Below are 25,161 nucleotides of genomic sequence, written 5' to 3'. Positions count from 1 at the left end.
CGGACGCAACGACACGACTCCGCGCGGGCATCCACAACGTGCAATGCCATCGCGATCGCCGTGCCAGCGTCGCATCGCGATTCGACGCGGGCCATCGGGCTATGCCGGGACACCGCGTCAGAATTTGCCTAAGCCGAGCGCGCGCCGCGTCACAGTCCTGGTGCAGTTCGCCGCAGCTTCATCGCCAGGCGCCTATGGTGCTGTGCCCAACGTCGTAAGGAGTGCGCGCATGCGCAAGGGCATCGCACTGATCGTCGGAGTCACCGGCATCTCCGGCTACAACCTCGCCAACGTCCTGGTCGCCGACGGCTGGACCGTCTATGGGCTGGCACGCCGCCCGGTGCCGCAGGAAGGCGTGATCCCGGTGGCGGCCGATCTGCTCGACCGCGAGGCCACCGTGGCCGCGCTGCGTGGGTTGCCGATCACCCACGTGTTCTTCTGCACCTGGACGCGGCGCGACACCGAGAAGGAGAACGTCGCCGCCAATGGCGCGATGTTGCGGCACCTGTGCGAAGGCCTGGACGGCGCAGCGCTGCAGCACATGGCGCTGGTCACCGGCACCAAACATTACCTGGGCTCGTTCGAGCACTACGGCAGCGGCAAGGCGGAGACGCCGTTCCGCGAGAGCGAGCCGCGGCAGCCGGGCGAGAATTTCTACTACACACTGGAAGACCTGCTGTTCGACGCCGCCGCGCGCCATGGCTTCGGCTGGAGCGTGCACCGCTCGCACACCATGATCGGCCAGGCCAACGGCAGCAATGCGATGAACATGGGCGTGACCCTGGCGGTGTATGCGACGCTGTGCAAGCACACCGGGCAGCCCTTCGTGTTTCCCGGCTCGCGCGCGCAGTGGGACAGCCTCACCGACCTCACCGACGCCGGCCTGCTCGGCCACCAGTTGGCCTGGGCGGCGACCAATCCGGCCGCACGCAACCAGGCCTTCAACACGGTCAACGGCGACGTGTTCCGCTGGCGCTGGATGTGGGGCGAGATCGCCGCGTTCTTCGGCCTGGACCCTGCCCCCTATCCGGATGCGCCGATGCCGCTGCAAGCGCGGCTGCAGGACGCCGCGCCGGCCCTGTGGCGCGAGATCGCCGAGCAGCATGGGCTGGTGCAGGCGGACGTCAACCAACTCGCCTCGTGGTGGCACACCGATGCCGACCTCGGCCGCGAGATCGAGTGCGTCAACGACATGACCAAGAGCCGCGACCTGGGCTTCCTCGGCTACTACGACAGCCGCGCCTCGTTCCTGGAGCTGTTCACGCGGCTGCGCGCGCAGCGGGTGATTCCCTGAGGCACGCGGCTGGGTGAGGAGTCGTCCGGCAGCGGGAACGCGGCAATCCGAAAGGTCGCCGACTACGGAGCATGCGATGCGCTGCAGGACGGTCGTCGTTGTCGGGACATCCGCTGCAGTGCTGCGGCGACGCATTTGCAGGGAATGCCGTACGAAGTTTTTCGGCGCCGACAGCAACGAAGGCCGGTTACGTGCCGGCTTCGTTCGTCGCGGCTGAAGCCGCTCCTACATGGGGTGCACGTGTAGCAGCGGCTTGCAGCCGCGACAGGCTCTACCGGTGACGCTCCTTCGCGGCTGAAGCCGCTCCTACGGGACGCTTGCGATCGAAGTGCTTGCGCCTGTCCGAGGATCTTCGGAGTCGGCAGATGCAGTAAAGCCTCCGCGGCTCGCTGCGTCGCTCGTCGAGCCTGACGTCGCTCCATCGCGCGGCGAAGCGTCGATGTGCACTGTGGGAGGGACTTCAGTCCCGACGCGCACTGCATCGGGTCGCAGAACACCGCTGTTGTCGTGACCGCGAGCACTGCACAGCAAGCCAGGCTGTCACGCCCGGCCCCGAACGCACGCAACAGATTTCAACGGCTGGCGACCTAAGGCCGCGACTATTCCCGACACTGTGCAAGGCGGCGACACATGCCGCCGCCACCACACTCACTCAAACGTCCGCAGGCGCCAATTCACGCAGCTTGCCCTGGTGCAGTTCCAGCACCCGGTCCAGCTTGCGCGCCAGGCTGCGATCGTGGGTGACCAGGACCAGGCTGGTGCGCTGCGCGCGGTTGAGTTCGAGCATCAGCGCGAACACGTTGGCCGCGGTCTTGTCGTCGAGGTTGCCGGTCGGCTCGTCGCCGAGCACGCAGGCCGGGCGATTGACCAGGGCACGCGCCACCGCGGCGCGCTGGCGCTCGCCGCCGGACAGCTCGCCCGGCTTGTGTTCCAGACGATGGCCCAGGCCCACCGATTCCAGCAGCGCCCGCGCGCGCGCATCGGCATCGGGCATCGGCGCGCCGCCCAGCAGCACCGGCATCATCACGTTCTCCAGCGCGGTGAACTCGGGCAGCAGGTGATGGAACTGGTAGACGAAGCCCAGCGAGCGGTTGCGCAACTGCCCGCGCGCCGCGTCGGTCAGCGCCGACATGCGCTGCCCGGCTACGTAGACCTCGCCGGAGGTGGGCACGTCGAGGCCGCCGAGCAGGTGCAGCAGGGTGCTCTTGCCGGCACCGGAGGCGCCGACGATGGCCACGGTCTCGCCGGCGGCCACGCTCAGCTCCAGCCCGTCGAACACCGGCGTGCGCATCTTGCCTTCGGCGTAGGTCTTGGCCAGGCCTTCGGCGCGGATCGCCGCGCCCGCTTGTGGCTTCTGCATTCCCGATTCCCGATTCCCCATTCCCGATTCCCGGCCCTCATTCATAGCGCAGCGCCTCCGCCGGCTGCGTGCGCGCCGCACGCCAGGCCGGGTACAGCGTGGCCAGGAAGCTCATCAGCAAGGCCACGATGGTGATCACCATGACGTCGTGCGGCTGCATGTCGGTGGGCAGGCCGGTGATGTAGTAGACGTCCTCGGGCAGCAGCTTGATGTTGAACACCGCCTCGATGCCGGCCAGGATCCGCTCCAGGTTGAGCGTCAGCACGATGCCGCCGATCACGCCGGCGACGGTGCCGATCACGCCGATCAGCGTGCCCTGCACCATGAACACCTGCATCACCCCGCCCGGGCTCAGCCCCAGCGTGCGCAGGATGGCGATGTCGGCCTGCTTGTCGGTCACCAGCATCACCTGCGAGGACACCAGGTTGAACGCACCCATCGCGATGATCAGCGACAGCAGGATGCCCATCACCGTCTTTTCCATCTTCAGCGACTGGTACAGGTTGGCGTTCTCGCGGGTCCAGTCGCTGACCATGTACGGGCCGTGCAGGTTCAGCGCCAAGTCGCGCGCCACGTTCCAGGCCTGGTCCATGTCGTACAGCTTCAGGCGCACGCCGGTGACGCCGTCGCCCATGCGCAGCACCCGCTGCAGGTCGGGCATGCTGGTCACCGCCAGGCCACGGTCGATCTCGTTGTAGCCGGCCTCGAAGATGCCGCTGACGGTGAAGCGCTTGTAGCGCGGCACCATGCCCATCGGGCTGGCCTGCGGCTCGCCCAGCATCACCACCACCTTGTCGCCAACGCCCACGCCCAGCCACAGCGCCAGCTCCTGGCCAAGCAGGATGTTGTAGGACCCCGGGGTCAGGCTGTCGACCGAGCCCTGCTTCATCTTCTGCGCCAGCACCGAGACCTTGGCCTCTTCCTTGGGCAGGATGCCGCGGACGATCGCCGGCTGGTTGCGCTGGCCGGTCAGCAGGGCCTCTTCCTCGACGTAGGGCGCGGCGCCGGCGACGCGCTTGTCGCGCATAGCCACGTCCACCGCGTGCTGCCAGTCCTCCATCGGCGCGCCCTGCGCGCTGACCGTGGCATGCGCGGCCATCTGCAACAGGCGGTCGCGGATCTCCTTCTGGAACCCGCTCATCACCGCCAGGGTGGTGATCAGCACGGTCACGCCCAGGGCGATGCCGAGGATCGAGGCCATGGAGATGAAGGAGATGAAATTGTTGCGGCGCTTGGCGCGCAGATAGCGCAGGCCGATGGCCACGGGTAAGGGTTTGAACATGCGCAGCCACCATCCAGGGAGCGCTATGGTGCCATTTGCGGCGGCGCAGACGAAGCGGCATGGGCCGAAGCGGCCAGACTCAGTTCACGTCGTGCCGCCGGTGGCAGCGTGTCCGGCCACCACGCCAGGCGCTGGGTGCGCCCCTGCGCGTCGCGCCAGCGCACGAACGCCAGCGGCCCGCGCCAGGCGACCTGCAGGTCGCTCACCGCAGCGCCATCGATGCTGGCGGTACCGACACCTGCAGGAACCAACAGCGTGCGCTGCGCCCGCCCAGCCTCGCGGCGCAGCAGCCACACCGCGTACAACAGCGCCAGCACGGCCGCCGGCCAGGCCAGGTATGGCGGCAGGTCGGAACCGAGCAGCGACAGCGGCGCCAGCGCGCCGAGCAGGGTCAGCGCGGCCAGCAGCCAGCGCGAGGGGCGCCAGTCAAGCCGGCATGGCGCGGATGGAAGCGATGAGATCGGCGGCGCGTGCATCGGGACAGGCCTCGTAGCCCATGAACCAGCGCCACAACTTATCGTCCTCGCAATCGAGCAGGTATAGGAAAACCCCGCGTTCGGCCTCGGAAGCTTCCCCCCAGCGCCGGTCCAGGTAGCGGCCGAACAACTGGTCCAGTTCGCGCATGCCGCGCCGGCAGCGCCAGCGCAGCTTCTTCAGTTCGGTGCTCTCGTCCATCGCATGCGCCCTTGCCTGGGGGCGGCGCCGCACGGCAGCCGCCGAAAACGAACGCGGCACCGAACCCGAAAGCCGGTGCCGCGCGGTCGGCGGGCAGGCCCGCCGTATGGAACGTATGCCGCTGCGATCAGGCGCGGCGCGCCATCATCAGCTTCTTGATCTCGGCGATCGCCAGCGCCGGGTTCAGGCCCTTCGGGCAGGTCCGCGCGCAGTTCATGATGGTGTGGCAGCGGTACAGCTTGAACGGATCTTCCAGATCGTCCAGGCGCGCACCGGTGTCCTCGTCGCGCGAGTCGATGATCCAGCGGTAGGCCTGCAGCAGGATCGCCGGGCCAAGGTAACGCTCGCCGTTCCACCAGTAGCTCGGGCAGCTGGTCGAGCAGCACGCGCACAGGATGCACTCGTACAGGCCGTCGAGCTTCTTGCGGTCTTCCGGCGACTGCAGCCGCTCGCGGTCCGGCGGCGGCGGGGTCTGGGTACGGATCCACGGCTTGATCGAAGCGTACTGCGCGTAGAAGTGGGTCAGATCCGGCACCAGATCCTTGACCACGCTCATGTGCGGCAGCGGGTAGATCGGCACTTCCTTCTTGCCGCAGTCGCTGATCGCCTTGGTGCAGGCCAGCGTGTTGGTGCCGTCGATGTTCATCGCGCACGACCCGCAGATGCCCTCGCGGCACGAGCGGCGGAAGGTCAGGGTCGGATCGATCTCGTTCTTGATCTTGATCAGCGCGTCCAGGACCATCGGGCCGCACGCGTCCAGATCCACCTCATAGGTGTCGGTCCGCGGGTTGCTGTCGTCGTCCGGATTCCACCGGTAGACCTTGAAGGTCCGCACATTCTTCGCGCCCTTGGCGGGAAAGTGCTTGCCCTTGCCGATCTTGGAATTCTTGGGGAGGGTGAACTCTGCCATGGCTTTAAAATCCGGGAATGGGGATTGGGGAATGGGGAATGGGAAGCGGGAGCGAAGAGCGCATGCGCTGTTCTCGATTCCCGATTCCCTACTCCCGATTCCCGGCTGTGGTCAGTAAACGCGCGGCTTCGGCGGCACCACGTCCACGTCCTTGCTGAGCGTGTACATGTGCACCGGGCGGTAGTCGAAGCTGCACTGGCCCTTGTCGTCGACGGTGACCAGCGTGTGCTTCTGCCAGTTGACGTCGTCGCGGTCGGGGAAATCCTCGTGGGCGTGCGCGCCGCGGCTTTCCTTGCGCTGTTCGGCCGAGTTGATCGTCGCCACTGCGTTGAGCAGCAGGTTGTTCAGCTCGTAGGTCTCGATCAGGTCGGAATTCCACACCAGCGAGCGGTCGGACACCTTGACATCCTCGAAGCTGGCGAAGATGTCGGCCATCTTGTCCACGCCTTCCTTCAGCGTCTTGCTGGTGCGGAACACCGCCGCGTCGGACTGCATGGTGCGCTGCATCTTGTCGCGGATCACCGAGGTCGGGGTGCTGCCGTTGGCGTTGCGCAGCTTGTCCAACAGGCCCAGCGCCTTGTCGCAGGCGTCGCCCGGCAGGCCCTTGTGCGGCGCGCCGGTCTTGATCGTCTCGGCGCAGCGGTTGGCCACCGCGCGGCCGAACACCACCAGGTCGAGCAGCGAGTTGGAGCCCAGGCGGTTGGCGCCGTGTACCGACACGCAGGCGGCCTCGCCGATGGCGTACAGGCCCGGCACCACCGCATCGGGGTTGTCGCCGTCCTTGCGCACCACTTCGCCGTGGTAGTTGGTCGGGATGCCGCCCATGTTGTAGTGCACGGTCGGGATCACCGGGATCGGCTGCTTGTGCACGTCGACGCCGGCGAAGATGCGCGCGCTCTCGGCGATGCCGGGCAGCTTGTCGTCGATCACGCCCGGGCCGAGGTGGGTCAGGTCGAGCAGGATGTGGTCCTTGTGCTCGCCGACGCCGCGGCCTTCGCGGATCTCGATGGTCATCGAACGCGACACCACGTCGCGCGAGGCCAGATCCTTGTAGTGCGGCGCGTAGCGCTCCATGAAGCGCTCGCCGCTGCTGTTGCGCAGAATGCCGCCTTCGCCGCGCACGCCTTCGGTGATCAGGCAGCCGGCGCCGTAGATGCCGGTCGGGTGGAACTGCACGAACTCCATGTCCTGCATCGGCAGGCCGGCGCGCATCACCAGGCCGCCGCCGTCGCCGGTGCAGGTGTGCGCCGAGGTGGCGCTGAAGTAGGCGCGGCCGTAGCCGCCGGTGGCCAGCACCACGCCGTGGGCGCGGAACAGGTGCAGCGAGCCTTCGGCCATGTCCAGGGCGAGCACGCCGCGGCAGGCGCCTTCCTCGTCGAAGATCAGGTCGAGCGCGAAGTACTCGATCATGAAGCGCGCGTTGTGCGCCAGCGACTGCTGGTACAGCGTGTGCAGCATGGCGTGGCCGGTGCGGTCGGCGGCGGCGCAGGTGCGCTGCGCGGACGGGCCTTCGCCGTACTTGGTGGTCATGCCGCCGAACGGACGCTGGTAGATCTTGCCGTCCTCGGTGCGGCTGAACGGCACGCCGTAGTGCTCCAGCTCGATGATCGCCGGGATCGCCTCGCGGCACATGTACTCGATGGCGTCCTGGTCGCCCAGCCAGTCCGAGCCCTTGATGGTGTCGTAGAAGTGGTAGCGCCAGTCGTCCTCGCCCATGTTGCCGAGCGCGGCGGAGATGCCGCCCTGCGCGGCCACGGTGTGCGAACGGGTCGGGAAGACCTTGGTCAGGCAGACCGTCTGCAGGCCCTTCTGGGCCAGGCCGAAGGTCGCGCGCAGGCCGGCGCCGCCGGCGCCGACCACGACCATGTCGTACTTGTGTTCGGTGATCTTGTAAGCGGACATCGAAATGTGGTTCCTAGAGGGGGCGCCGATGGATCAGGCGATGCCCAGCGCGATGCGCGCCACGGCGAAGATGCTGACGATGGCGCCGAGCACGGCGACGAAGCGCACGATGGTCTGCGCGGCCAGCGCCAGCAGCGAGGTGTGCACGTAGTCTTCCAGCACCACCTGCATGCCGAGCTGGGCGTGCCAGAACGCGGCGATCAGGAAGCCGACCAGCAGGATCGCGTTCCACGGCTTGGCCACGGCCTCGGTGGCGGCGACGTAGTCCGAACCGAGCAGGCTCAGCACGAAGATCAGGAACCAGATCGACAGCGGCACCAGCGCGGTGGCGGTCAGGCGCTGCAGCACGAAGTGCTCGGTGCCGGTCTTGGCCGCGCCCAGGCCGCGGACGTTCTTCAACGGGGTGCGATAGCGGCTCATGCGGTGGCTCCCAGCAGCACGTAGGCCCACACCGCGGCGGTCAGCACGAAGCTGAGCACGACCGACAGCCAGCCGATGGTGACGAAGGCGCGGACGGCGTAGCCCTGGCCGAAATCCTGAAGAATGTGGCGCAGGCCACCGAACAGGTGGAAGGCGAAGCACCAGGTCCAGCCGAACAGGAACACTTGGCCGTACCAGGCGCCGGCGATGTCGCGGAAGCAGTTCCAGGAGGCAGGGCCGAGCATCAGCGCCAACAGGCCGGCGGCGATGATCAGGGCACCGATCGACAGCACGATGCCGGTGGCTCGATTCAGGATCGAGGTCACCATCTGGATCTGCCAGCGATAGACCTGCAGATGCGGGGAAAGGGGACGTTCGCGCGTAGCCATTCGCTGGGCTCGTTGTCTCGGCTGGGCGGCGTGCTTAAGGCCGCGTTGGCTCAAAGCTGCTCAAAAATCGATGCAGCGTCCGTTTTTCTCCCAGTCGCCGTAGCGCGTCGGCTCGAGGCCGCCGCGCCCGCCGATCTCCCGCGGCGCAGGCTCGGTCTGCGGAGGGGTGTCCTCGGCGGGCCGCTGCGTTTCGGGATCGGACTCGGGTGTGGGGGTTGGTTGGCCTATCATGCGGGTCTCACAACTCGTCAATTTTAGTCCTCCCCTCTCGTGCCTGACAACCTGAATCTGGAATCCGGCGGTTTTTCCGCCTTGCCACACCTGCAATACGTCGCATTGCGCGGTCCGGATGCAGCGGCCTTCGCCCATGCGCAATTCGCCAACGACGTGCAGGCGCTGGCACCGGGGCAATGGCAATGGAACGCCTGGCTCACCGCCAAGGGCCGGGTGATCGCGGTGTTCGCGCTGCTGCGCCAGGCCGACGACGCCTTGCTGATGCTGCTGGCCGACGGCGGCGCCGAGGAACTGGCGACGGCACTGGGCCGCTTCGTGTTCCGGCGCAAGCTGCGCGTGACGGTCGAGGACACGCTGCATGCCTTCGGGTGTTTGAGCCTACCCGAGCAGGCCCGCGGCGCGACGTCGACGCACGATGAGGCCGGCGTGATCGAACTGGACATGGGCGGCGACGGCCTACCGCGCACCCTGCGCCTGGTGCCGGCGCCGGCGTCGGATGAGCCGGCCGCCGACCCGGCGCTGGCGGAGGCCTGGCGCGCGGCCGACCTGCGCCTGGGCCTGGCCCGGCTTGCGCCGAGCCAGCGCGAACAATGGACGCCGCAGCAGTTGGGCCTGGACCGGCTGCACGCCTTCAGCGTCAAGAAGGGCTGCTACCCCGGTCAGGAAATCGTCGCCCGCACCCATTTCCTGGGCAAGGCCAAGCGCGCCGCGCAGTTGCTGGAAGTGGATGCGCCCGTGGCGATCGACGCACCGGTGCTGCGCGACGGCCAGCCGTTCGGCAGCGTGGTCAGCGTCGCCGGCACCCTGGCATTGGCGGTGCTGCCACTGGAGGAGACGCCGCCGGCGGGACTGGACGTCGACGGCCACCCCGCACGTTGGCAGCCCCTGATCGACGGCCTGGCGCGCTGAGCGCGCCGGCGCTTTCGCTGTTGCTTTTGCTATTCCCGATTCCCGATTCCCGATTCCCCGCTCTCCAGGCGCCCCCCACTCTCGGCATCGAAGAAATGCAGCGCGTCGCCGCGTACCGCCACCCGCAGGCGCTCGCCCAGGCCCGGCAGCGCGCGCGGCGCCACCCGCATCACCAGCGGCTGCGCGCCGTGGCTGAGATTGACGAAGATCTCGTTGCCGACCGGCTCGATCACCTCGATGGTGGCCTCGAAGCCGCCCTGGGCGTCGTCGCTGGGCTGCAGGTGCTCCGGCCGCACGCCGATCGCCAGTTCCCGCCCCAGCCATTGCGGCGCGACCTGCGCACCCGGCAGCGGCACCCGGCCGCCGTCCTGCAACTGCAGCTGCAGGCCGCCCTCCTCCACCAGCCGCCCGCGCAGCACGTTCATCGCCGGGCTGCCGAGGAAGCCGGCCACGAACAGGTTGGCCGGGCGGTCGTACAGCGCCATCGGCGTGTCGATCTGCTGGATCAGCCCGTCCTTGAGCACGACGATGCGCTGGCCCAGGGTCATCGCCTCGACCTGGTCGTGGGTGACGTAGATCATGGTGGTGCCGAGCTTGCGGTGCAGTTGCGCGATCTCGGTGCGCACTGAGTGGCGCAGCTTGGCGTCCAGGTTGGACAGCGGCTCGTCGAGCAGGAACACCGCCGGCTCGCGCACCAGCGCGCGGCCCAGCGCCACGCGCTGGCGCTGGCCGCCGGACATGGCGCGCGGCAGCTTGTCCAGCATCGGGGTCAGGCCCAGGGTGTCGGCGGCGGCGGCCACGCGCTGACGGATGACCTCCTTGCTCTCCCCGCGCAGCTTGAGCCCGAACGCTAGGTTCTCGGCCACGGTCATGTGCGGATACAGCGCATAGCTCTGGAACACCATGGCGATGTCGCGGTCCTTCGGCGCCACCTCGTTGACCACGCGCTCGCCGATGCGCAGCTCGCCGCCGCTGATCTCTTCCAGGCCGGCGATCATCCGCAGCAGCGTGGACTTGCCGCAGCCCGAGGGCCCGACCAGCACCATCAGTTCGCCGTCGGCCACTTCGAAGCTGGCCCCGTGCACGGCGACCTGGCCGTTGTCGTAGACCTTGCGGATGTTGTCCAGTTGTACTTTCGCCATGTATCCGGTTTCCGGCAGTGAGGAACGGGCTGCCGCCGGTCCCTCCCGAGGGCAGTGCATACGAATTCGGGTCGCATCATGCCCGCGCGCAGGCAACAATGGATCGCGATGCGGTATTCTGCCATGTAACCGTTTTCACGGGGCAACATCGAGCCTGGGAGGGCATGCAATGCGATCCGCCAGCCGCCGATCCGGCGCGCGCCCGTCATCCTGCCGGATGACAGCCGACCTGCAGCATGAGGCATTGGAGAGGTATGCTCAGAGGTCTGGCAGTCGTATTCATCTCCTGGATCGTGCGTTCCCGCCTGGCGGCCCTCCCGCGTCACGCTTTCGCCCGAACCGGCCGGATACAGGCCGTCGCCGCCGTTCGCTTTCCCACGCCACGTCACTCCTAGCCCCCAGGTGATCGACACCATGTCACCCGAAACCGAAACCCGGTCGATGCACGATACCTTCCTGTTGTTCGGCGCCACCGGCGATCTGGCCCAGCGCTATCTGTTCCCCTCGCTGCTGCGCATGCTCGACGACGGCTTCCTGCCGGAAGACTTCCGCATCCGCGCACTGGCGCTGTCGCCGCACGACACCGCCAAGTTCCACGAGATCCTCAAGCCGCGCCTGCAGGCGGCAATGCCGCAGATCGGCGAATCGATCGTGCAGGCGCTGCTGGCGCGCATCGACTACCGCTCGGTGGACCTGCGCGATGCCGAATCGGTGGCCGCCGCGGTGCGCGATCTGACCGCGCGCCGCTGCGTGAGCTACCTGGCGATCCCGCCGGGGCTGTACATCAGCACCTGCCAGGGCCTGGCCCTGGGCGGCGCCCTGGCCGCACCGCACCGGCTGATGCTGGAGAAGCCGATCGGCCACGATTCGGACAGCGCCCGCGAGATCGTGCAGGCGATCGGCGCGCTGATCGACGAGGACCGCGTGTTCCGCCTGGACCACTACCTGGGCAAGGCCGCGGTGCAGAACCTGATCGCGCTGCGCTTCGGCAACACGCTGCTGGAAGCGGTGTGGAACCGCAACTACATCGAGTCGGTGGACATCCTGGTCGCCGAGAGCGAGGGCGTGGACGGCCGCGACGCCTACTACGCGCGCTCCGGCGCGCTGCGCGACATGGTGCAGAGCCATATCCTGCAGCTGCTGTGCCTGGTGGCGATGGAGCCGCCGGCGTCGCTGGAAGCCGACCGCATCCGCGACGAGAAGGTCAAGGTGCTGCGCGCGCTGCGTCCGCTCAGCGCAGAGCATGCCGCCCGCGACAGCGTGCGCGGGCGCTACACCGCCGGCACCATCAACGGCCAGCCGGCGCAGGCCTACCAGCCGCCGGAAGGCAGCGACGTGGAGACCTTCGCCGCGGTCACCGCCTACATCGACAACTGGCGCTGGGCCGGGGTGCCGTTCCGGCTGTGCACCGGCAAGCGCCTGGCCGAGCGCTCCACCCGCGTGGTGGTCACGCTCAAGCCGGTCACCCACTGGCTGTTCGAGCGCCCGGCCGCGCAGCAGGTGGCGCCGAACCGGCTGACCTTCCAACTGCAGCCGCAGGAAAACATCGAACTGGGGCTGATGAGCAGCCTGGCCGGCCCGGAATGGGGCGCGCTGGAACTGCAGCCGCTGGAACTGGAACTTTCGGTGCCCACCGGCCTGCACCGGCGCATCGCCTACGAGCGGCTGATGCTCGACGCGCTCAACGGCAACCATGCGCTGTTCGTGCGCGACGACGAAGTCCGCGCCGCCTGGGCCTGGATCGACAGCGTCAGCGCCGCCTGGGCGCAGGCGCACCTGCCGCTGCTGCCCTACCCGGCCGGCAGCTGGGGGCCGGAGGAAGCGCAGGCCTACGTCTCCTGCGACCAGTCCGGCGCCGCGCCGAAGGTCGCGCAATGAGCGCGCCGCAGCGCCCGGTGCTGGTCGCCGACATCGGCGGCACCAATGCCCGTTTCGCCCTCGCCGATCTCGACGCCTCGGTGCCGCTGCTCGACGACAGCACCCAGACCTACTCGGTGGTGGAATTCCCGTCGCTGGGCGACGCCGCCCGCCACTACCTGGAACAGACCGGGGTGGACGCGCGCAGCGGCACCTTCGCGGTCGCCGGCCGCGTCGACGGCGACGAGGCGCGCATCACCAACCATCCGTGGGTGATCTCGCGGGCGCGCACCCGCGCCATGCTCGGCTTCGACGAACTGCACCTGATCAACGATTTCGCCGCGCAGGCGATGGCGATCAGCCTGCTGCGGCCGCAGGACGTGGTCCAGGTCGGCGGCGCCAGCTGGACGCCGTCGTCGATCGAGGTGCCGCGCAACTACGGGGTGATCGGCCCCGGCACCGGCCTGGGCGTGGGCGGCCTGCTGATGCGCGGCGGGCGCTGCTTTCCGCTGGAGACCGAGGGCGGGCATGTCAGCTTCCCGCCGGGCACGCCGGAAGAGATCCGCATCCTGGAGCTGCTGTCGCAGCAGTTCGGCCGCGTCTCCAACGAGCGCCTGATCTGCGGCCCCGGCCTGGTCAACATCCACCGCGCGCTCAGCGAGATGGCCGGCGACGATCCGGGCCCGCTGCAGCCGGAGGACATCACCGCGCGCGCCGCGCAGGGCGACTACCGGGCGATGCGCACGGTGGACGTGTTCTGCGCCGTGTTCGGCGCCATCGCCGGCGATCTGGTGCTGATGCAGGGCGCCTGGGACGGCGTGTTCCTGACCGGCGGGCTGGTGCCGAAGATGCTCGATGCGATCCAGCATTCCGGGTTCCGCCAGCGCTTCGAGCACAAGGGCCGGTTTTCGTCGATCATGGCGCGGGTGCCGTCGCTGGCGGTGATCCACCCCCGTCCCGGCCTGCTCGGCGCCGCCGCCTACGCGGTGGACGCCGCGCGGCAATCCCCAGGAGCCATCGCATGAGCCCCACGCTGTCCGACCGCATCACGCTGATCCGCTACGACGATCCGGACGAATGGATCGACGCGGCGGCGGCCGAGATCGGCACCGCGCTGCGCGAGGAGATCCAGCGCCGCGGCGGCGCGCGCCTGCTGCTGTCCGGCGGCACCACCCCGGCGCCGGTGTACCAGGCGCTGGCCGAGCTGCCGCTGGACTGGTCGAAGCTGGAAGTCGGCCTGGTCGACGAGCGCTGGCTGTCGCCGCAGGACAGCGACAGCAACGCCTACCTGGTCCGGCACAGCCTGCTGGACCGCGCCGAGGAGGCGCGTTTCGAACCGCTGGTGCGGGTCGGCAAGCCGCTGCAGGAGAGCGTGCACGCCGCCAACCTGCACGCGCAGCACGCCCCGGCCGCGTGCATGGCGGTGCTGGGCATGGGCGGCGACGGCCACACCGCCTCGCTGTTCCCTGGCGCCACCGACTTGAACAAGGCGCTGACCAACCCGCTGCCCTACGCCGCGCTCGACGCCACCGGCTGCCCCGGCGCCAACACCTGGCCGCTGCGCATCACCCTGACCCCGGCCGGCCTGGCGCCGATCGGCCAGCGCATGCTGCTGTTGCGCGGCAAGCAGAAGCTGGAGGTGCTGGAGCGCGCGCTGGCCGGCACCGACCCGCACGAGTATCCGATCCGCGTCGCCTTCGATACGCCGGGTGCGCGCCTGCGCGTGCATTGGTGCGAGTGAGGCCGGGATTGGGGATTGGTGATTAGGGATTGGCAACGGCTGCGCGCCGACGCTTTTCCGCTCTTCCGATTTCCCTTGCCTATTCCCGCTCTTCCGATTCCCGTTTCCCGATTCCCCCTTCATAGCCATTTCCGCCAATGAGCCTGCATCCGACCCTCCACGCGATCACCGAACGCATCCGCCAGCGCAGTGCGCCGTCGCGGCGCGCCTACCTGGCCGGCATCGACGCCGCGCTGCGCGATGGCCCGTTCCGCAGCCGCCTGAGCTGCGGCAACCTCGCCCACGGCTTCGCCGCCTGCGGCCCCACCGACAAGAGCCGGCTGGAAGGCGGGATCACCCCCAACCTCGGCATCATCACCGCCTACAACGACATGCTCTCGGCGCACCAGCCGTTCGAGCACTACCCGGAGATCATCCGCAGCACCGCGCGCGCGCTCGGCGCCACCGCGCAGGTGGCCGGCGGCGTGCCGGCGATGTGCGACGGCGTGACCCAGGGCCGGCCGGGCATGGAGCTGTCGCTGTTCTCGCGCGACGTGATCGCCCAGGCCACCGCGATCGGCCTCAGCCACGACATGTTCGACACCAGCCTGTACCTGGGCGTGTGCGACAAGATCGTGCCGGGCCTGCTGATCGGCGCGCTGGCCTTCGGCCACCTGCCGGCGGTATTCGTGCCGGCCGGGCCGATGACCCCGGGCATCCCCAACAAGCAGAAGGCCGAGGTGCGCGAGCGCTACGCCGCCGGCCAGGCCACCCGCGAGGAACTGCTGGCCGCCGAATCGGCGTCCTACCACGCCCCCGGCACCTGCACCTTCTACGGCACCGCCAACTCCAACCAGGTGCTGCTGGAAGCGATGGGCGTGCAGTTGCCCGGCGCCTCCTTCGTCAACCCCGGCACCCCGCTGCGCGAGGCGCTGACCCAGCAGGCGACCGAGCGCGCGCTGCGCATCACCGCCCTGGGCAACGACTTCCGCCCGCTGGGCCGCTTGATCGACGAGCGCGCCATCGTCAACGCGGTGGTCGCGCTGATGGCCACCGGCGGCTCCACCAACCACACCATCCACTGGCTGGCGGTCGCGCGCGCGGCCGGCATCGTGCTGACCTGGGACGACCTGGATGCGCTGTCGCAACTGGTGCCGCTACTGGCGCGGGTGTATCCGAACGGCGAGGCCGACGTGAACCACTTCGCGGCCGCCGGCGGCATCGGCTTCGTGTTCCGCGAGTTGATGGACGCCGGGCTGATGCACGACGACCTGGCCACCATCGTGCCCGGCGGCATGCGCGCCTACGGCGACGAGCCGTGCCTGCAGGACGGCAAGCTGAGCTACGTGCCGAGCCCGGCCAGGAGCGCCGACGAGGCCGTGGTGCGCCCGGCGTCCAACCCGTTCGAGGCGCAGGGCGGCCTGCGCCTGCTGCGCGGCAACCTCGGCCGTTCGCTGATCAAGCTGTCGGCGGTGAAGCCGCAGTTCCGTACCATCGAAGCGCCGGCCGTGGTGATCGACGCGCCGCAGGCGCTGAACAAGCTGCACGCCGCCGGCGCGCTGCCGCACGACTTCGTGGTGGTGCTGCGCTACCAGGGCCCGCAGGCCAACGGCATGCCGGAACTGCATTCGCTGGCGCCGTTGCTGGGCCTGCTGCAGAACCAGGGCCGGCGCGTGGCGCTGGTCACCGACGGGCGCCTGTCCGGTGCGTCCGGCAAGTTCCCCGCGGCCATCCACGTGACTCCGGAAGCGGCCCGCGGCGGCCCCATCGCCCGCGTGCGCGAAGGCGACATCGTGCGCCTGGACGGCGAAGCCGGCACCCTGGAAGTGCTGGTGGACGCCGCCGAGTGGGCCGCGCGCCCGCTGGCACCGAACACCGCGCCGGCCGCGCACGACCTGGGCCGCAATCTGTTCGGGCTCAACCGCCGCATGGTCGGCCCGGCCGACCAGGGCGCGCTATCGATCTCCTGCGGCCCGCCGGCCGCCGACGGCGACCTGTGGAACTACGACGCCGAGTACGACCTGGGCCGCGATGCCGAGGCCGCCGCCGCGCCGCACGAATCCAAGGACGCCTGAGCCGCCGCCTGCCTCACCCTGCCCCGGCCGTGCGCGGCCGGGGCCTCGCCCCCCTCGCAACCGAGACGCCCATGACCATCGCCGAACACCAGACCAAGGCCGAGCAGCTGCTGCGCGCGGCCGGCATCCTGCCCGTCGTCACCGTCCACAGCCTGGAAGAAGCGCGCCGCGTGTCGGCCGCGCTGCTCGAAGGCGGCCTGCCGGCGATCGAACTGACCCTGCGCACGCCGGTGGCGATGGAAGCGCTGGCGATGCTCAAGCGCGAGCTGCCGGACATCGTGATCGGCGCCGGCACCGTGCTCAACGCCACCCAGCTGCAGCAGTCGATCGACGCCGGCGCCGACTTCATCGTCACCCCGGGCACCACCCCGACCCTGGCCGACGCGCTGGCGCAGGCGCCGCTGCCGGTGGTGCCGGGCGCGGCCACCCCGAGCGAACTGCTGGCGCTGATGGAGCGCGGCTTCCGCGTGTGCAAGCTGTTCCCCGCCTCCGCCGTCGGCGGCCTGGCGATGCTCAAGGGCCTGGCCGGCCCCCTGGCCGAGCTCAAGCTGTGCCCCACCGGCGGCATCGGCGAAAGCACCGCCGCCGAGTACCTGGCCCAGCCCAACGTCGTCTGCATCGGCGGCTCGTGGATGGTGCCCAAGGACTGGCTGGCCGACGGCGCCTGGGACAAGGTGCGCGAGAGTTCGGCCAAGGCGGCCGCGATCGTGTCGGCGGCGCGGTAGGGCCTAGCCGGGAATCGGGAGTGGGGAATAGGGAATCGTTAAAAACCATAACCTCGGCTCTCACAACTCGATACTCCAGAAAGAAAAAAAGCGCCGGCATGCCGGCGCTTTTCTTTTGCTGTCGCGATTCCCGATTCCCCACTCCCGATTCCCGGCCTCAACGCACCTCAATCTGCACATCCGCCGGCAACGCATGGATGCGCAGTTCGCCGTGCTCCCACTGCGCCGCGTCGCCGTTGACCAGGGTGCGGCCCGGTTCGCCCGGGTATGGCCACGGCAGCACCAGGCCGCCGCTGGGCATACGCAGACCGTCGGGGATGTTCAGCAGCAGCCGGTTCTTCTGCCGGCGCAGCTGGTAGCTCAGCGGGCCCTGCGGGGTGCGCAATTGCTCGATCGCCACGCCCTTGCCGTCGAGCCAGTCGGCGGGGATGCCGGCGGCCAGCACCAGGCTGTCGTCGACGTCGCGGGCGTAGGCGAACATGTCCAGCACCGAGCGCACGAAGTCCGAGGCGACCCAGGCATGCGGCAGGTCGCCCAGGAAGAACGGTTTGCGCGGCGTGCGCGAGACCACCTCGGCCCACTGGTTCCACGCCTGCGGCGTGCGGTCCTTGAAGAAGAACTGCGTCGCCTCCCAGGCGCGCTCGCGCCAGCCCAGGCGCACGAACGCGGACACGTTGCGCCACTCGTAGGGGGTGTAGTCCTTCCACTCGCGGGTGCCGTCGCGACGGCCGACGAATTCGCTCCAGTAGCGCTCGAAGGTGTTGTCGAGCAGCGCCTGCGGCAACCGGCCCTGCTCGCCGCCCGGCGCCAGTGCGATGGTGGTCGAGGTCGGATCGAAATCGCCCAGCTCCGCCGAGCCCGGCAGGAAATTGATGTGGTGCTGCTGGGTGGCCGCGTCCAGCGAGGCGTACAGGTCCTGGCGGAACTGGTCGCGCGAGGCGGCGAAGCGCGCGGCATCGTCGATGCGACCGAGTTCGGCGGCGATGCTCACCGCATCCTTGTAGCCGCGCAGCGCCCAGAAGTTGTCCCAGTACGAGTGCATCGGCTTGGCCGAATAGCCCTCGTGGCTGATCGACACCGGCATCATCCCGTAGAAGGCCGCATTGCGCGCGCGGTTCTCGTCGGTGCGCTCGCTCAGCCGCAACTGCTCCATGTAGGTGTAGGCGCCGAGCACGTGCGGCCACATCTGTTCCAGGAAGGCGCGGTCGCCACTGTAGCGGTAGTAATCGGCGACGCTGTAGATCAGTTCGCCATGGCTGTCGTTCTCCGGCACCGGGTCGCTACCGCGGTCGTCCACGCAGCACGGCACCATGCCGTTGGCGAACTGGTACGGCGCGTACCATTCCACGTACTCGCGGACCACGTCGGCGCGGCCCAGCCGCAGCAGGCCTTCGGAGATCATCGCCCCGTCGCGGATCCAGCTGCGCGAGTACGAGCGCGTGCCCGGCTGCAGGCGCGGCCCGATCCGCGAGATCAGCATGTGCGCCAGCGCGGTGCGCAGCGTGTCGGTCACCGCCTTGCCCTGCGCCGGCACGTGCAACTGCACGCGGTCCAGCTTCTCGTGCCACTGCGCGGCGACCTGCTGCTGCGCGCGTGCCGCATCGAAGCCCGCCGGCAGCGCGGCGTTGCCGGTCTGCGGGATCACCAGCGCCACCTCGCGCACCTCGCCCGGGGCCAGCCGCCCGCGGTACAGCAAGGCGCCGGAGGCCAGTCCGTCCGGATCCTGCGCCTGCTGCGGCAGGCCGCTGGCGCCGGTACTCAGCCGTTCGACATCGATGCCGGCATCGAACGCGGTGGCGTAGGCGGCATCGGGCTTCTGCACCGCGAACACCCGCGGCTGGCCGTTGACCTGTACCTGCGTCCCGGCGAAGGCCAACGAGCGGATCGGGCTGACCCCGCCGACGGTGTTGAGGAACTGGCTGGGCGGGTTGACCTGGAACGGACGCACCGCCAGCGCCAGGGTGTAGTCGTGCGGCTGCTTGCTCGGATTGCTGAGCCGGTAGCGCGCCACCAGTTGCGCCTGCTCCGGCTCGCCCTGCACGAACGCGGTCACGCGCAGCGCGGCGTTTTCGTGGCTCCAGTCCACGCTGGGAATCGGCAGGTAGTCGTCCTGCAGACTCTGCGAGGTCTTGACGTCGGCCCAGCTCAGGCGCTTGCCGTCCAGCAGCAGGAACGGCTCGATGCTGAAGCCGCCCTTGCCCACCTCGATCGCGCCATCCTCGCCGACCAGACCCTGCTCGCGGCCGCCGTCCAGGCCGATGATGGTCCAGTACGGCTGCTCGCCGCTGAAGCCGCGCGGGAACCAGCCACGGGTGGACTGCGCCGCCACCGACTTGATGAAGTCGTTCTGGGTCGCGGCGAAGGCCAGCGGCTGCAACGCGATGTCGGCGATGCCGTAGCGGAAGCTGGGGCCGTCCTGCAGGTCGAAGCGCACGTAGCGCGCCTCGGTCTCCGGCAGCGCCAGCCAGTCGGTGCCGCCGTTGCCGGCGGTCACGGTGCGCAATTCGCGCCAGCTACGCCCGTCGGCCGAGCCCTGCACGGTGTAGCGCGAGGCGTACACGCCCGGCGCCCACTGCACCTTGGCGCCGCCGAACTCGCGTACCTTGCCCAGGTCCAGCATGATCGTCTGGTTCTTGGCGTTGCCGCTGTACCAGACCGTGTCCGGCTTGCCGTCGGCGATGCGCTGCTCCAGCGCCGGCGCGGTATCGGCGCTGACCTTGACCGTCAGCGGCGAGGTGTCCTGCGGCGGCAACGGGGTCAGGGTCAGTTGGTCGAAGCACACCGTGCCGGCGCCGCCGACCTGGTTGTAGATGGTGAACTCGATCTGCGCGCTGCGGGTCAGCTCCTTCTCCGGGCTCGGCCCCCAGGCCTTGTCGATCTGCCGCTTCTTGTAGGTGACGGTGCTCCACTGCGTGGGGAAGTCGTAGCGCGGGCGGTTGACCCACCACACGTTGTCGCCGCTGGCGTCGACCAGCTTGAACTGCAGGTCGTTGCTCGGCGACTCGCCGCGCAACTGGAACGCGAACTGGTAGTTGTCCGGGTAGTCGATCGGCACGCTGCGGCGGATCCCGGCGTAGCCGGACACGCCGTTGAAGTCGTAGTCCAGGCACAGCGCCTTTGCGCGGCCGCCGCTGGGCGCCTGTACCAGCCGGGTCGAGGCGGTGACCTGATTGGAGACGACGATCTGCCACTTGTCCAGATCGTTGAAGCTGTCCAGCGTCACCGTGGAGGTCGGCGGCGCGGCGACGGCCTGGGCGGCCGCCAGTCCCAGCATCGCCAGCATCGCGCGTGCGCACGTCGTCGCCATCCCGTCCCTCATCGTGTTCCCCGTTCGTTCGTCGTATCTGCTTCTGTCAAGGGGCGTCGGCCCCGATGGAGTATCCCGTGCCACTGTCGCGGCTGAAGCCGCTCCTACAGGCGTGCGCCCAAGGCCACTCGTTCGGTACGGTTTGCGCCTACGACGCTCGATGATACCCATCCATGGCGTGCCTCTCCGACACCGGAACGTCCGGCCCGGCCATCCATGGCCGGGCGTTCGGCGCAACGCGCGCCAGTGGCGCGCAAGCGTTGCGCCTCACCCCTTCACGCTGCCGAGCAGCAGACCCTGGATGTAGTAGCGCTGCAGCGCCAGGAACAGCGCCAGCACCGGGATCACCGTGACCACCGCGCCGGCCATCATCATCTCCACGTCCATGATGTGCTCGCGCGACAGTGCCGCCAGCGCCACCGGCAAGGTGTAGTGCTCCTGGTCGGTCAGCACGATCAGCGGCCACATGAAGTCGTTCCACGCCGCCATGAAGGTGAAGATGGTCAGCGTCACCAGCACCGGCTTGAGCATCGGCAGCACGATCTGGAAGAAGATCCGCAGCTCGCCGGCACCGTCGATGCGGGCGGCCTCCAGCAGCTCGTCCGGGATCGAACGCGCGTACTGGCGCACCAGGAAGATGCCGAACACCGTCGCCAGCGCCGGCACGACCACGCCGCCGAAGTTGTTGACCAGGTGCAGCTGCTTCATCAGCAGGAACAGCGGCAGCATCGCCACCTGCGCCGGGATCACCAGCGCCGCCAGCAGGATCTGGAAGATCCGCTCCTTGCCGACGAAGCGCAGCTTGGCGAAGGCGTAGCCGGCCATGGTGTTGATCAGCAGCGAGCCGAAGGTGATCGCACACGACACCAGCAGGCTGTTGGCGAAGTTGCGGGCCATGCCGGTGCGCGAGAACAGCTCGCCGTAGTTGGCCAGGGTGGCGCCGGTGGGCAGCATCGGCGGCGGGAAGCGGCTGGCCTGCCCCGCCGGCATGAACGACACCGACACCATCCACAACAGCGGCGCCAGGCTGATCACGGCGAGCAGCAGCAGCCCGCCGTTGACCAGCAGCGTGTTCCAGCGCGAGGCGCCGATCTCCCGGCTCATACCAGGTCCCTCTTGCGGCCGAAGCGCAGCATCACCGTCGTCACTCCCAGGATGATCAGGAACAGCAGGAACGCCACCGCCGAGGCGCGGCCGAGGTTCCACCACTTGAAGCCTTCCTCGAACATGTAATACAGCACGCTGACCGTGCTCTGCAGGGGATCGCCACGGGTCATCACGTAGGGTTCGGCGAACAGCTGGAAGTAGCCGGACACGGTGATCACCCCGACCACCAGCAGCACCGGTCCCAGCATCGGCAGGGTGATGTGCAGGAACTGCCGCCACTTGGAGGCGCCGTCGATGCGCGCGGCCTCGTACAGGTCCTGCGGGATCGCCTGCAGGCCGGCAAGGAAGATCACCATGTTGTAGCCGAAGTTCTTCCACACCGCGAACAGCATGATGGTCGGCATCGCCCAGTGCGGGTCGCCGAGCCAGTCGATCGGGCCGATGCCCAGGTGCGCCAGGCCGTAGTTGACCAGGCCGTAGCTGGTGTGGAACAGGTAGCGCCAGATCACCGCCACCGCCACCAGCGTGGTCACCACCGGCGCGAACAGCGCGGTGCGGAACAGCGCCTTGAAGCGCGCCACCGGCGCGTTCAGCAGCAGCGCCGCGCCCAGCGAGGCGCCGATGGACAGCGGCACGCCGACGATCACGAAGTATGTGGTGTTCCACAGCGACTTCCAGAACATCGGCGTCTGCAGCAACTCGATGTAGTTGCCGAAGCCGACGAAGCGCAGGTTGTGGCGGTCGGCCAGCGAATACAGGTCGAAGTCGGTGACGCTCAGCGCCAGCGCCGACAGTACCGGCAGGCCGAAGAACACGCCGATCACGATCAGCGCCGGGCCGGCGAACAGCCAGCCGATCAGGGAACCGCGCTTCATGGCGCCGCTCCCGCGGCCGGCGCCGCCGTGCCTTCGCGGTGCTGCTGGTGGATCCAGCGGCGTTTCTCCAGGATCTCGTCGACCCGCTTGTCCAGTTCCCGCATCGCCTTCTCCTGCGGCTCACCGCCGCGCACCACGCGCTCGGTGGCCAGCCGCATCTCCTGCACGATGCGCTCCCACTCCAGCACCTTCGGTGCCGGCTTGACCCGCTCCAGCTGATCGCGGAACGCATGCGCCAGCGGATCCTCGGCCAGCGACGGATACGCCCAGGTGCTGCGCCGCGGCGGCATGTCGCCGATCAGCGCGTGGAAGCGCGCCTGGATCTGCGGCCGCGACAGGAATTCGATCAGCTTCCACGCCGCGTCCTTGTGCTCGGACTTGCGGAAGATCACCAGGCTGGTGCCGCCGGCGATGCCGGCGCCGGGGCCATCCGGGCCGGGCAGCGGCATGGTGCCCCACTGGTCCTTGAGCGCGGCCGGCTGCACCTTGCGGAACTCGCGGATGTTCCACGGGCCGGAGATGTAGAACGCGTAGAACCCGTTGAAGAACTCGTCCCAGACGTTGGAGATCTGCGTCTCCGACATCTTCGGCGCCCAGCCCTGGTCGAACATGTTGGCGTAGAACGCCAGCGCCTTGCGGAAGCCGGGGCTGTTGAAGTTGCCGTAGTTGTCGTGGTCGCGCAGCAGCGGATCGGGCATCTGCAGGCCCAGCGACAACTGCTGCTCGAACTCGTTGAGCGGCATCAGGATGGCGTAGCGCTTCGGCCCGACGTGCTTCTTCACCGCCGCCATCGCCTGCTCCCACTCGGCCCAGGTCTGCGGCAGCTTGGTCACCCCGGCGTCGCGCAGCATGTCCTTGCGATAGAACAGCAGGCGCGTGTCCACGTACCAGGGGATGCCGTAGAGGTGACCATCGATGACGCTGGTGTCCCAGATGCCCGGGAAGTAGTCCTTCGGATCGACCACCTTGGAGCGGTCGACGTAGGGCTGCAGCGGCTGCAGCGTGCCCAGTTCGGCGAATTCCGGGATCCAGGTGTTGCCCAACTGGCACACGTCCGGCAGACCGTCGGCGGCGAAGGCGGTAAGCAGCTTCTCGTGCGCGGCGGTCCACGGGATGTTCTGGATGTCCACGTGGATGCCGGGATTCTCCTTCTCGAACTCCGGAATCAGCTCGGCCACCACCTCGGCCTCGCGGCCCATCGCCCAGAACCGCACCACCTCGCCCTGCGGCGCGCGTGCGCAGCCGCACACCGCCAATACAACCAAACCCAGCGAAACCCAACGACCGATCATGCGTGCTGTGCTCATTCCGGCTGCTGCGGCTGGCGCTGGGCGGGGTTGGACTGCGCCTCGGCGGCGGCGGCGGCACGCGACTCGGCGATGCCCAGCGCACGTGCATTGGCCGCCTGCTCGTCCTTCTTGGGCAGCGGTTGGGCCTCGCCCTCCGGGGTCAGCCAGCCGCCGGTGAAGCCGGCGCGTTCCAGCCCGGTGCGCAGGTACTTGTTCTTCTTCATCACGTTCCAGACGAACTCGTTGCGGTAGTTGGCGATCATGGTGACGATCGCACCCTGGTCGATGCCGATGTAGTCGCCGGCCACCCAGCCGCGGTTGGGAATCATGCGGCCGGTCTTGAGCGGAATATCGTAGTTGAAGCTGGGGTTGAACGAATCCAGGAAGCCGTAGCTCGAATACAGGAAGTCGCCGAAGCGCTTGTGCATTTCCTGGGTCGCCGGAATCACCACCTCCGGCGCGAACACGATCGAGGACACCGCCGCGGTCGGCGCGATGGTGCCGTCGTCGAAGGCCTCGAACAGGCCGGCGCCGCGGGTGCGGTAGTGGAAGAACTGGCGCTGCTCGCCGCGGTACTCCTGGGTGGTGTTCTGCGGACCGTCGCTGGCGGTCAGGCCCCACACGTTCTCGCCGTACTCCTTCCACTTCATCGGATTGTCGATGGCGTACTCGCGCTGCGCCAGCGTGGCGCGGCGGCTGTTGAGGAAGTAGTCGATGCCATGCTCGCGCATGTACTGGTCCTGGATGTCGCGGAAGTCGATCCAGACGTGGTTGTACTGGTGCGCGAACAACGGACCGAACGCCAGGTACTCCTGGCCGTAGTACACGCCCCAGTCCTTGTTGTAGGTGCGGGTCCATTCCTGCCACGCGTCCGGCTCGATCGGATGGGTGGGCGAACCCAACGCCAGCAGATACACCATCATGCCTTCGTTGTAGCCCATCCAGTCGTGCTGGATGAAGCCGCGCTCGGGATACCAGCCCATCGTGATCAGCGGCTTGCGCTGCTGCATCCAGGGCCAGTCCACGCGCCGGTACAGGGTATCGGCGATCTGGCGGATCTCCTTCTCGTCGGCCGTGTCGCCGTCATAGTAGGACTGGGCGAACAGCACGCCCATCATCAGCAGCGCGGTATCGATGGTCGACAATTCCACCCACTGGTCGTAGCGCAGCCCTTTCTGCATGTCCAGGAAGTGGTAGTAGAAGCCCTTGTAGCCGGCACGGCCGGTACGCTGCGGGCCGACCGGCACGTCGCGCAGGAAGCGCAGCGTGGTGAGGGTGCGCTGCACCGCCTGCTCGCGGCTGATCCAGCCATTTTCATAACCGATCGGATACACGGTCAGGGCGAAACCGATCGAGGCGATGGAGGCGAACGGGCGCGACGGGTAGCGGTCCACCGCCATGCCGTTCTGCTCGTTGGTGGTGTCCCAGAAGAACTGGAAGGTGCGGCGTTCGATGTCCTCGAACAGTGGGGGCAGTTCCGGCTTCAGCAGCTTCGGCGGCAACTCGGCCTCGACCAGGATGACCTTGACCGGCTTCTTTTCCACCGCCTTCGGCTCCTCGTCGGTCTTCTTGCACGCCGTCAGCAGCACCCCTGCTGCCATCAGCATCAGCGAAAACCTGATGAAACTGCGCTGCTTCTTCATCCCGCCCCCCGTGAAATCGTTTACACGCCCGCAAAAAATAACCCAC

The 25,161-nt window shown here is 68.6% G+C and carries 22 protein-coding genes; 7 read left to right on the top strand and 15 right to left on the bottom strand.

All coding sequences use genetic code 11. From position 1 onward, the window contains the following. The first annotated feature begins 229 nt into the window (after positions 1 to 229). Entirely contained in the window at positions 230 to 1,294 is a 1,065-nt protein-coding gene (locus AC1PLR_RS08280) for an SDR family oxidoreductase (protein ID WP_481103235.1), read from the top strand. A gap of 652 nt (positions 1,295 to 1,946) precedes the next feature. On the opposite strand, the gene lolD is transcribed toward AC1PLR_RS08280, so the two are convergent. The 9 genes from lolD to AC1PLR_RS08235 form a co-directional block, all read right to left on the bottom strand. Further along, positions 1,947 to 2,654, bottom strand: a complete 708-nt coding sequence (lolD, locus tag AC1PLR_RS08275) for a lipoprotein-releasing ABC transporter ATP-binding protein LolD (protein ID WP_010342647.1) — start codon at positions 2,652 to 2,654, stop codon at positions 1,947 to 1,949. A 37-nt stretch (positions 2,655 to 2,691) separates the two neighbouring features. Then, the gene (locus AC1PLR_RS08270; RefSeq protein ID WP_010342649.1) at positions 2,692 to 3,936 is read right to left on the bottom strand and encodes a lipoprotein-releasing ABC transporter permease subunit; all 1,245 of its coding nucleotides are present in this window, start codon (positions 3,934 to 3,936) and stop codon (positions 2,692 to 2,694) included. Between the two features lie 23 nt (positions 3,937 to 3,959). After that, complete coding sequence (locus tag AC1PLR_RS08265; RefSeq protein ID WP_481103234.1) at positions 3,960 to 4,412, bottom strand: hypothetical protein; 453 nt, start codon at positions 4,410 to 4,412, stop codon at positions 3,960 to 3,962. Next, positions 4,363 to 4,611: an FAD assembly factor SdhE gene (locus AC1PLR_RS08260; RefSeq protein WP_010342652.1), complete on the bottom strand. Its 249-nt coding sequence runs from the start codon at positions 4,609 to 4,611 to the stop codon at positions 4,363 to 4,365. Before AC1PLR_RS08260 ends, AC1PLR_RS08265 begins: the two co-directional genes overlap by 50 nt. Positions 4,612 to 4,738: 127 nt before the next feature. Next, a complete protein-coding gene (locus tag AC1PLR_RS08255) occupies positions 4,739 to 5,521 on the bottom strand; it encodes a succinate dehydrogenase iron-sulfur subunit (RefSeq protein WP_017908442.1) in 783 nt (260 codons plus the stop codon). 111 nt (positions 5,522 to 5,632) lie between these two features. Beyond that, a complete protein-coding gene (gene sdhA, locus AC1PLR_RS08250; protein ID WP_010342654.1) occupies positions 5,633 to 7,423 on the bottom strand; it encodes a succinate dehydrogenase flavoprotein subunit in 1,791 nt (596 codons plus the stop codon). Between the two features lie 33 nt (positions 7,424 to 7,456). Next, on the bottom strand, positions 7,457 to 7,843 hold the full coding sequence (gene sdhD, locus AC1PLR_RS08245; protein WP_010342655.1) for a succinate dehydrogenase, hydrophobic membrane anchor protein: 387 nt from the start codon (positions 7,841 to 7,843) through the stop codon (positions 7,457 to 7,459). After that, the gene (sdhC, locus tag AC1PLR_RS08240; protein WP_017912577.1) at positions 7,840 to 8,232 is read right to left on the bottom strand and encodes a succinate dehydrogenase, cytochrome b556 subunit; all 393 of its coding nucleotides are present in this window, start codon (positions 8,230 to 8,232) and stop codon (positions 7,840 to 7,842) included. The genes sdhD and sdhC overlap by 4 nt, the downstream gene beginning before the upstream one ends. A gap of 60 nt (positions 8,233 to 8,292) precedes the next feature. Then, positions 8,293 to 8,463, bottom strand: coding sequence for a DUF1674 domain-containing protein (locus AC1PLR_RS08235; RefSeq protein WP_081481960.1), 171 nt, complete (start codon positions 8,461 to 8,463; stop codon positions 8,293 to 8,295). Positions 8,464 to 8,502: 39 nt separating this feature from the next. On the opposite strand from AC1PLR_RS08235, the gene ygfZ reads away from it, so the two are divergent. Continuing rightward, positions 8,503 to 9,375: a CAF17-like 4Fe-4S cluster assembly/insertion protein YgfZ gene (gene ygfZ / locus AC1PLR_RS08230; protein ID WP_481103233.1), complete on the top strand. Its 873-nt coding sequence runs from the start codon at positions 8,503 to 8,505 to the stop codon at positions 9,373 to 9,375. Positions 9,376 to 9,404: 29 nt separating this feature from the next. Here ygfZ and AC1PLR_RS08225 read toward each other — a convergent pair whose 3' ends face one another. Continuing rightward, entirely contained in the window at positions 9,405 to 10,517 is a 1,113-nt protein-coding gene (locus tag AC1PLR_RS08225) for an ABC transporter ATP-binding protein (RefSeq protein WP_481103232.1), read from the bottom strand. A gap of 441 nt (positions 10,518 to 10,958) precedes the next feature. Here AC1PLR_RS08225 and zwf point away from each other — a divergent pair, with 441 nt between their 5' ends. From zwf to AC1PLR_RS08200, 5 genes are all read left to right on the top strand, one after another. Beyond that, a complete protein-coding gene (gene zwf / locus AC1PLR_RS08220; protein WP_026144039.1) occupies positions 10,959 to 12,395 on the top strand; it encodes a glucose-6-phosphate dehydrogenase in 1,437 nt (478 codons plus the stop codon). After that, the gene (gene glk / locus AC1PLR_RS08215; protein ID WP_371182593.1) at positions 12,392 to 13,399 is read left to right on the top strand and encodes a glucokinase; all 1,008 of its coding nucleotides are present in this window, start codon (positions 12,392 to 12,394) and stop codon (positions 13,397 to 13,399) included. The genes zwf and glk overlap by 4 nt, the downstream gene beginning before the upstream one ends. Continuing rightward, positions 13,396 to 14,115, top strand: coding sequence for a 6-phosphogluconolactonase (pgl, locus tag AC1PLR_RS08210; RefSeq protein WP_010342663.1), 720 nt, complete (start codon positions 13,396 to 13,398; stop codon positions 14,113 to 14,115). The genes glk and pgl overlap by 4 nt, the downstream gene beginning before the upstream one ends. Positions 14,116 to 14,252: 137 nt before the next feature. Then, on the top strand, positions 14,253 to 16,169 hold the full coding sequence (gene edd / locus AC1PLR_RS08205) for a phosphogluconate dehydratase (protein WP_481103231.1): 1,917 nt from the start codon (positions 14,253 to 14,255) through the stop codon (positions 16,167 to 16,169). A gap of 71 nt (positions 16,170 to 16,240) precedes the next feature. Continuing rightward, positions 16,241 to 16,894, top strand: a complete 654-nt coding sequence (locus AC1PLR_RS08200; RefSeq protein ID WP_481103230.1) for a bifunctional 4-hydroxy-2-oxoglutarate aldolase/2-dehydro-3-deoxy-phosphogluconate aldolase — start codon at positions 16,241 to 16,243, stop codon at positions 16,892 to 16,894. Positions 16,895 to 17,051: 157 nt separating this feature from the next. Here the strand turns inward: AC1PLR_RS08200 and AC1PLR_RS08195 are convergent, their stop codons facing one another. The 5 genes from AC1PLR_RS08195 to AC1PLR_RS08175 form a co-directional block, all read right to left on the bottom strand. Next, entirely contained in the window at positions 17,052 to 20,168 is a 3,117-nt protein-coding gene (locus AC1PLR_RS08195) for a discoidin domain-containing protein (RefSeq protein ID WP_481103559.1), read from the bottom strand. Between the two features lie 300 nt (positions 20,169 to 20,468). Further along, positions 20,469 to 21,305 (bottom strand): carbohydrate ABC transporter permease, encoded by an 837-nt coding sequence (locus AC1PLR_RS08190; RefSeq protein WP_010342667.1) that lies wholly within the window; start codon positions 21,303 to 21,305, stop codon positions 20,469 to 20,471. Further along, the gene (locus tag AC1PLR_RS08185; protein WP_010342668.1) at positions 21,302 to 22,183 is read right to left on the bottom strand and encodes a carbohydrate ABC transporter permease; all 882 of its coding nucleotides are present in this window, start codon (positions 22,181 to 22,183) and stop codon (positions 21,302 to 21,304) included. The genes AC1PLR_RS08190 and AC1PLR_RS08185 overlap by 4 nt, the downstream gene beginning before the upstream one ends. After that, positions 22,180 to 23,475: a sugar ABC transporter substrate-binding protein gene (locus AC1PLR_RS08180; protein WP_420010223.1), complete on the bottom strand. Its 1,296-nt coding sequence runs from the start codon at positions 23,473 to 23,475 to the stop codon at positions 22,180 to 22,182. Before AC1PLR_RS08180 ends, AC1PLR_RS08185 begins: the two co-directional genes overlap by 4 nt. Positions 23,476 to 23,486: 11 nt before the next feature. Next, positions 23,487 to 25,079 carry a glucoamylase family protein gene (locus tag AC1PLR_RS08175; protein ID WP_481103229.1) on the bottom strand — a complete coding sequence of 531 codons (1,593 nt, stop codon included), beginning with the start codon at positions 25,077 to 25,079 and terminating at the stop codon, positions 23,487 to 23,489. Between the last annotated feature and the right edge of the window lie 82 nt (positions 25,080 to 25,161).

The sequence above is a fragment of the Xanthomonas sp. NCPPB 3570 genome, from assembly GCF_056725115.1.
Note: the sequence above shows the minus strand (reverse complement) of the source record. Positions and strands in the feature narration are given on the sequence as shown.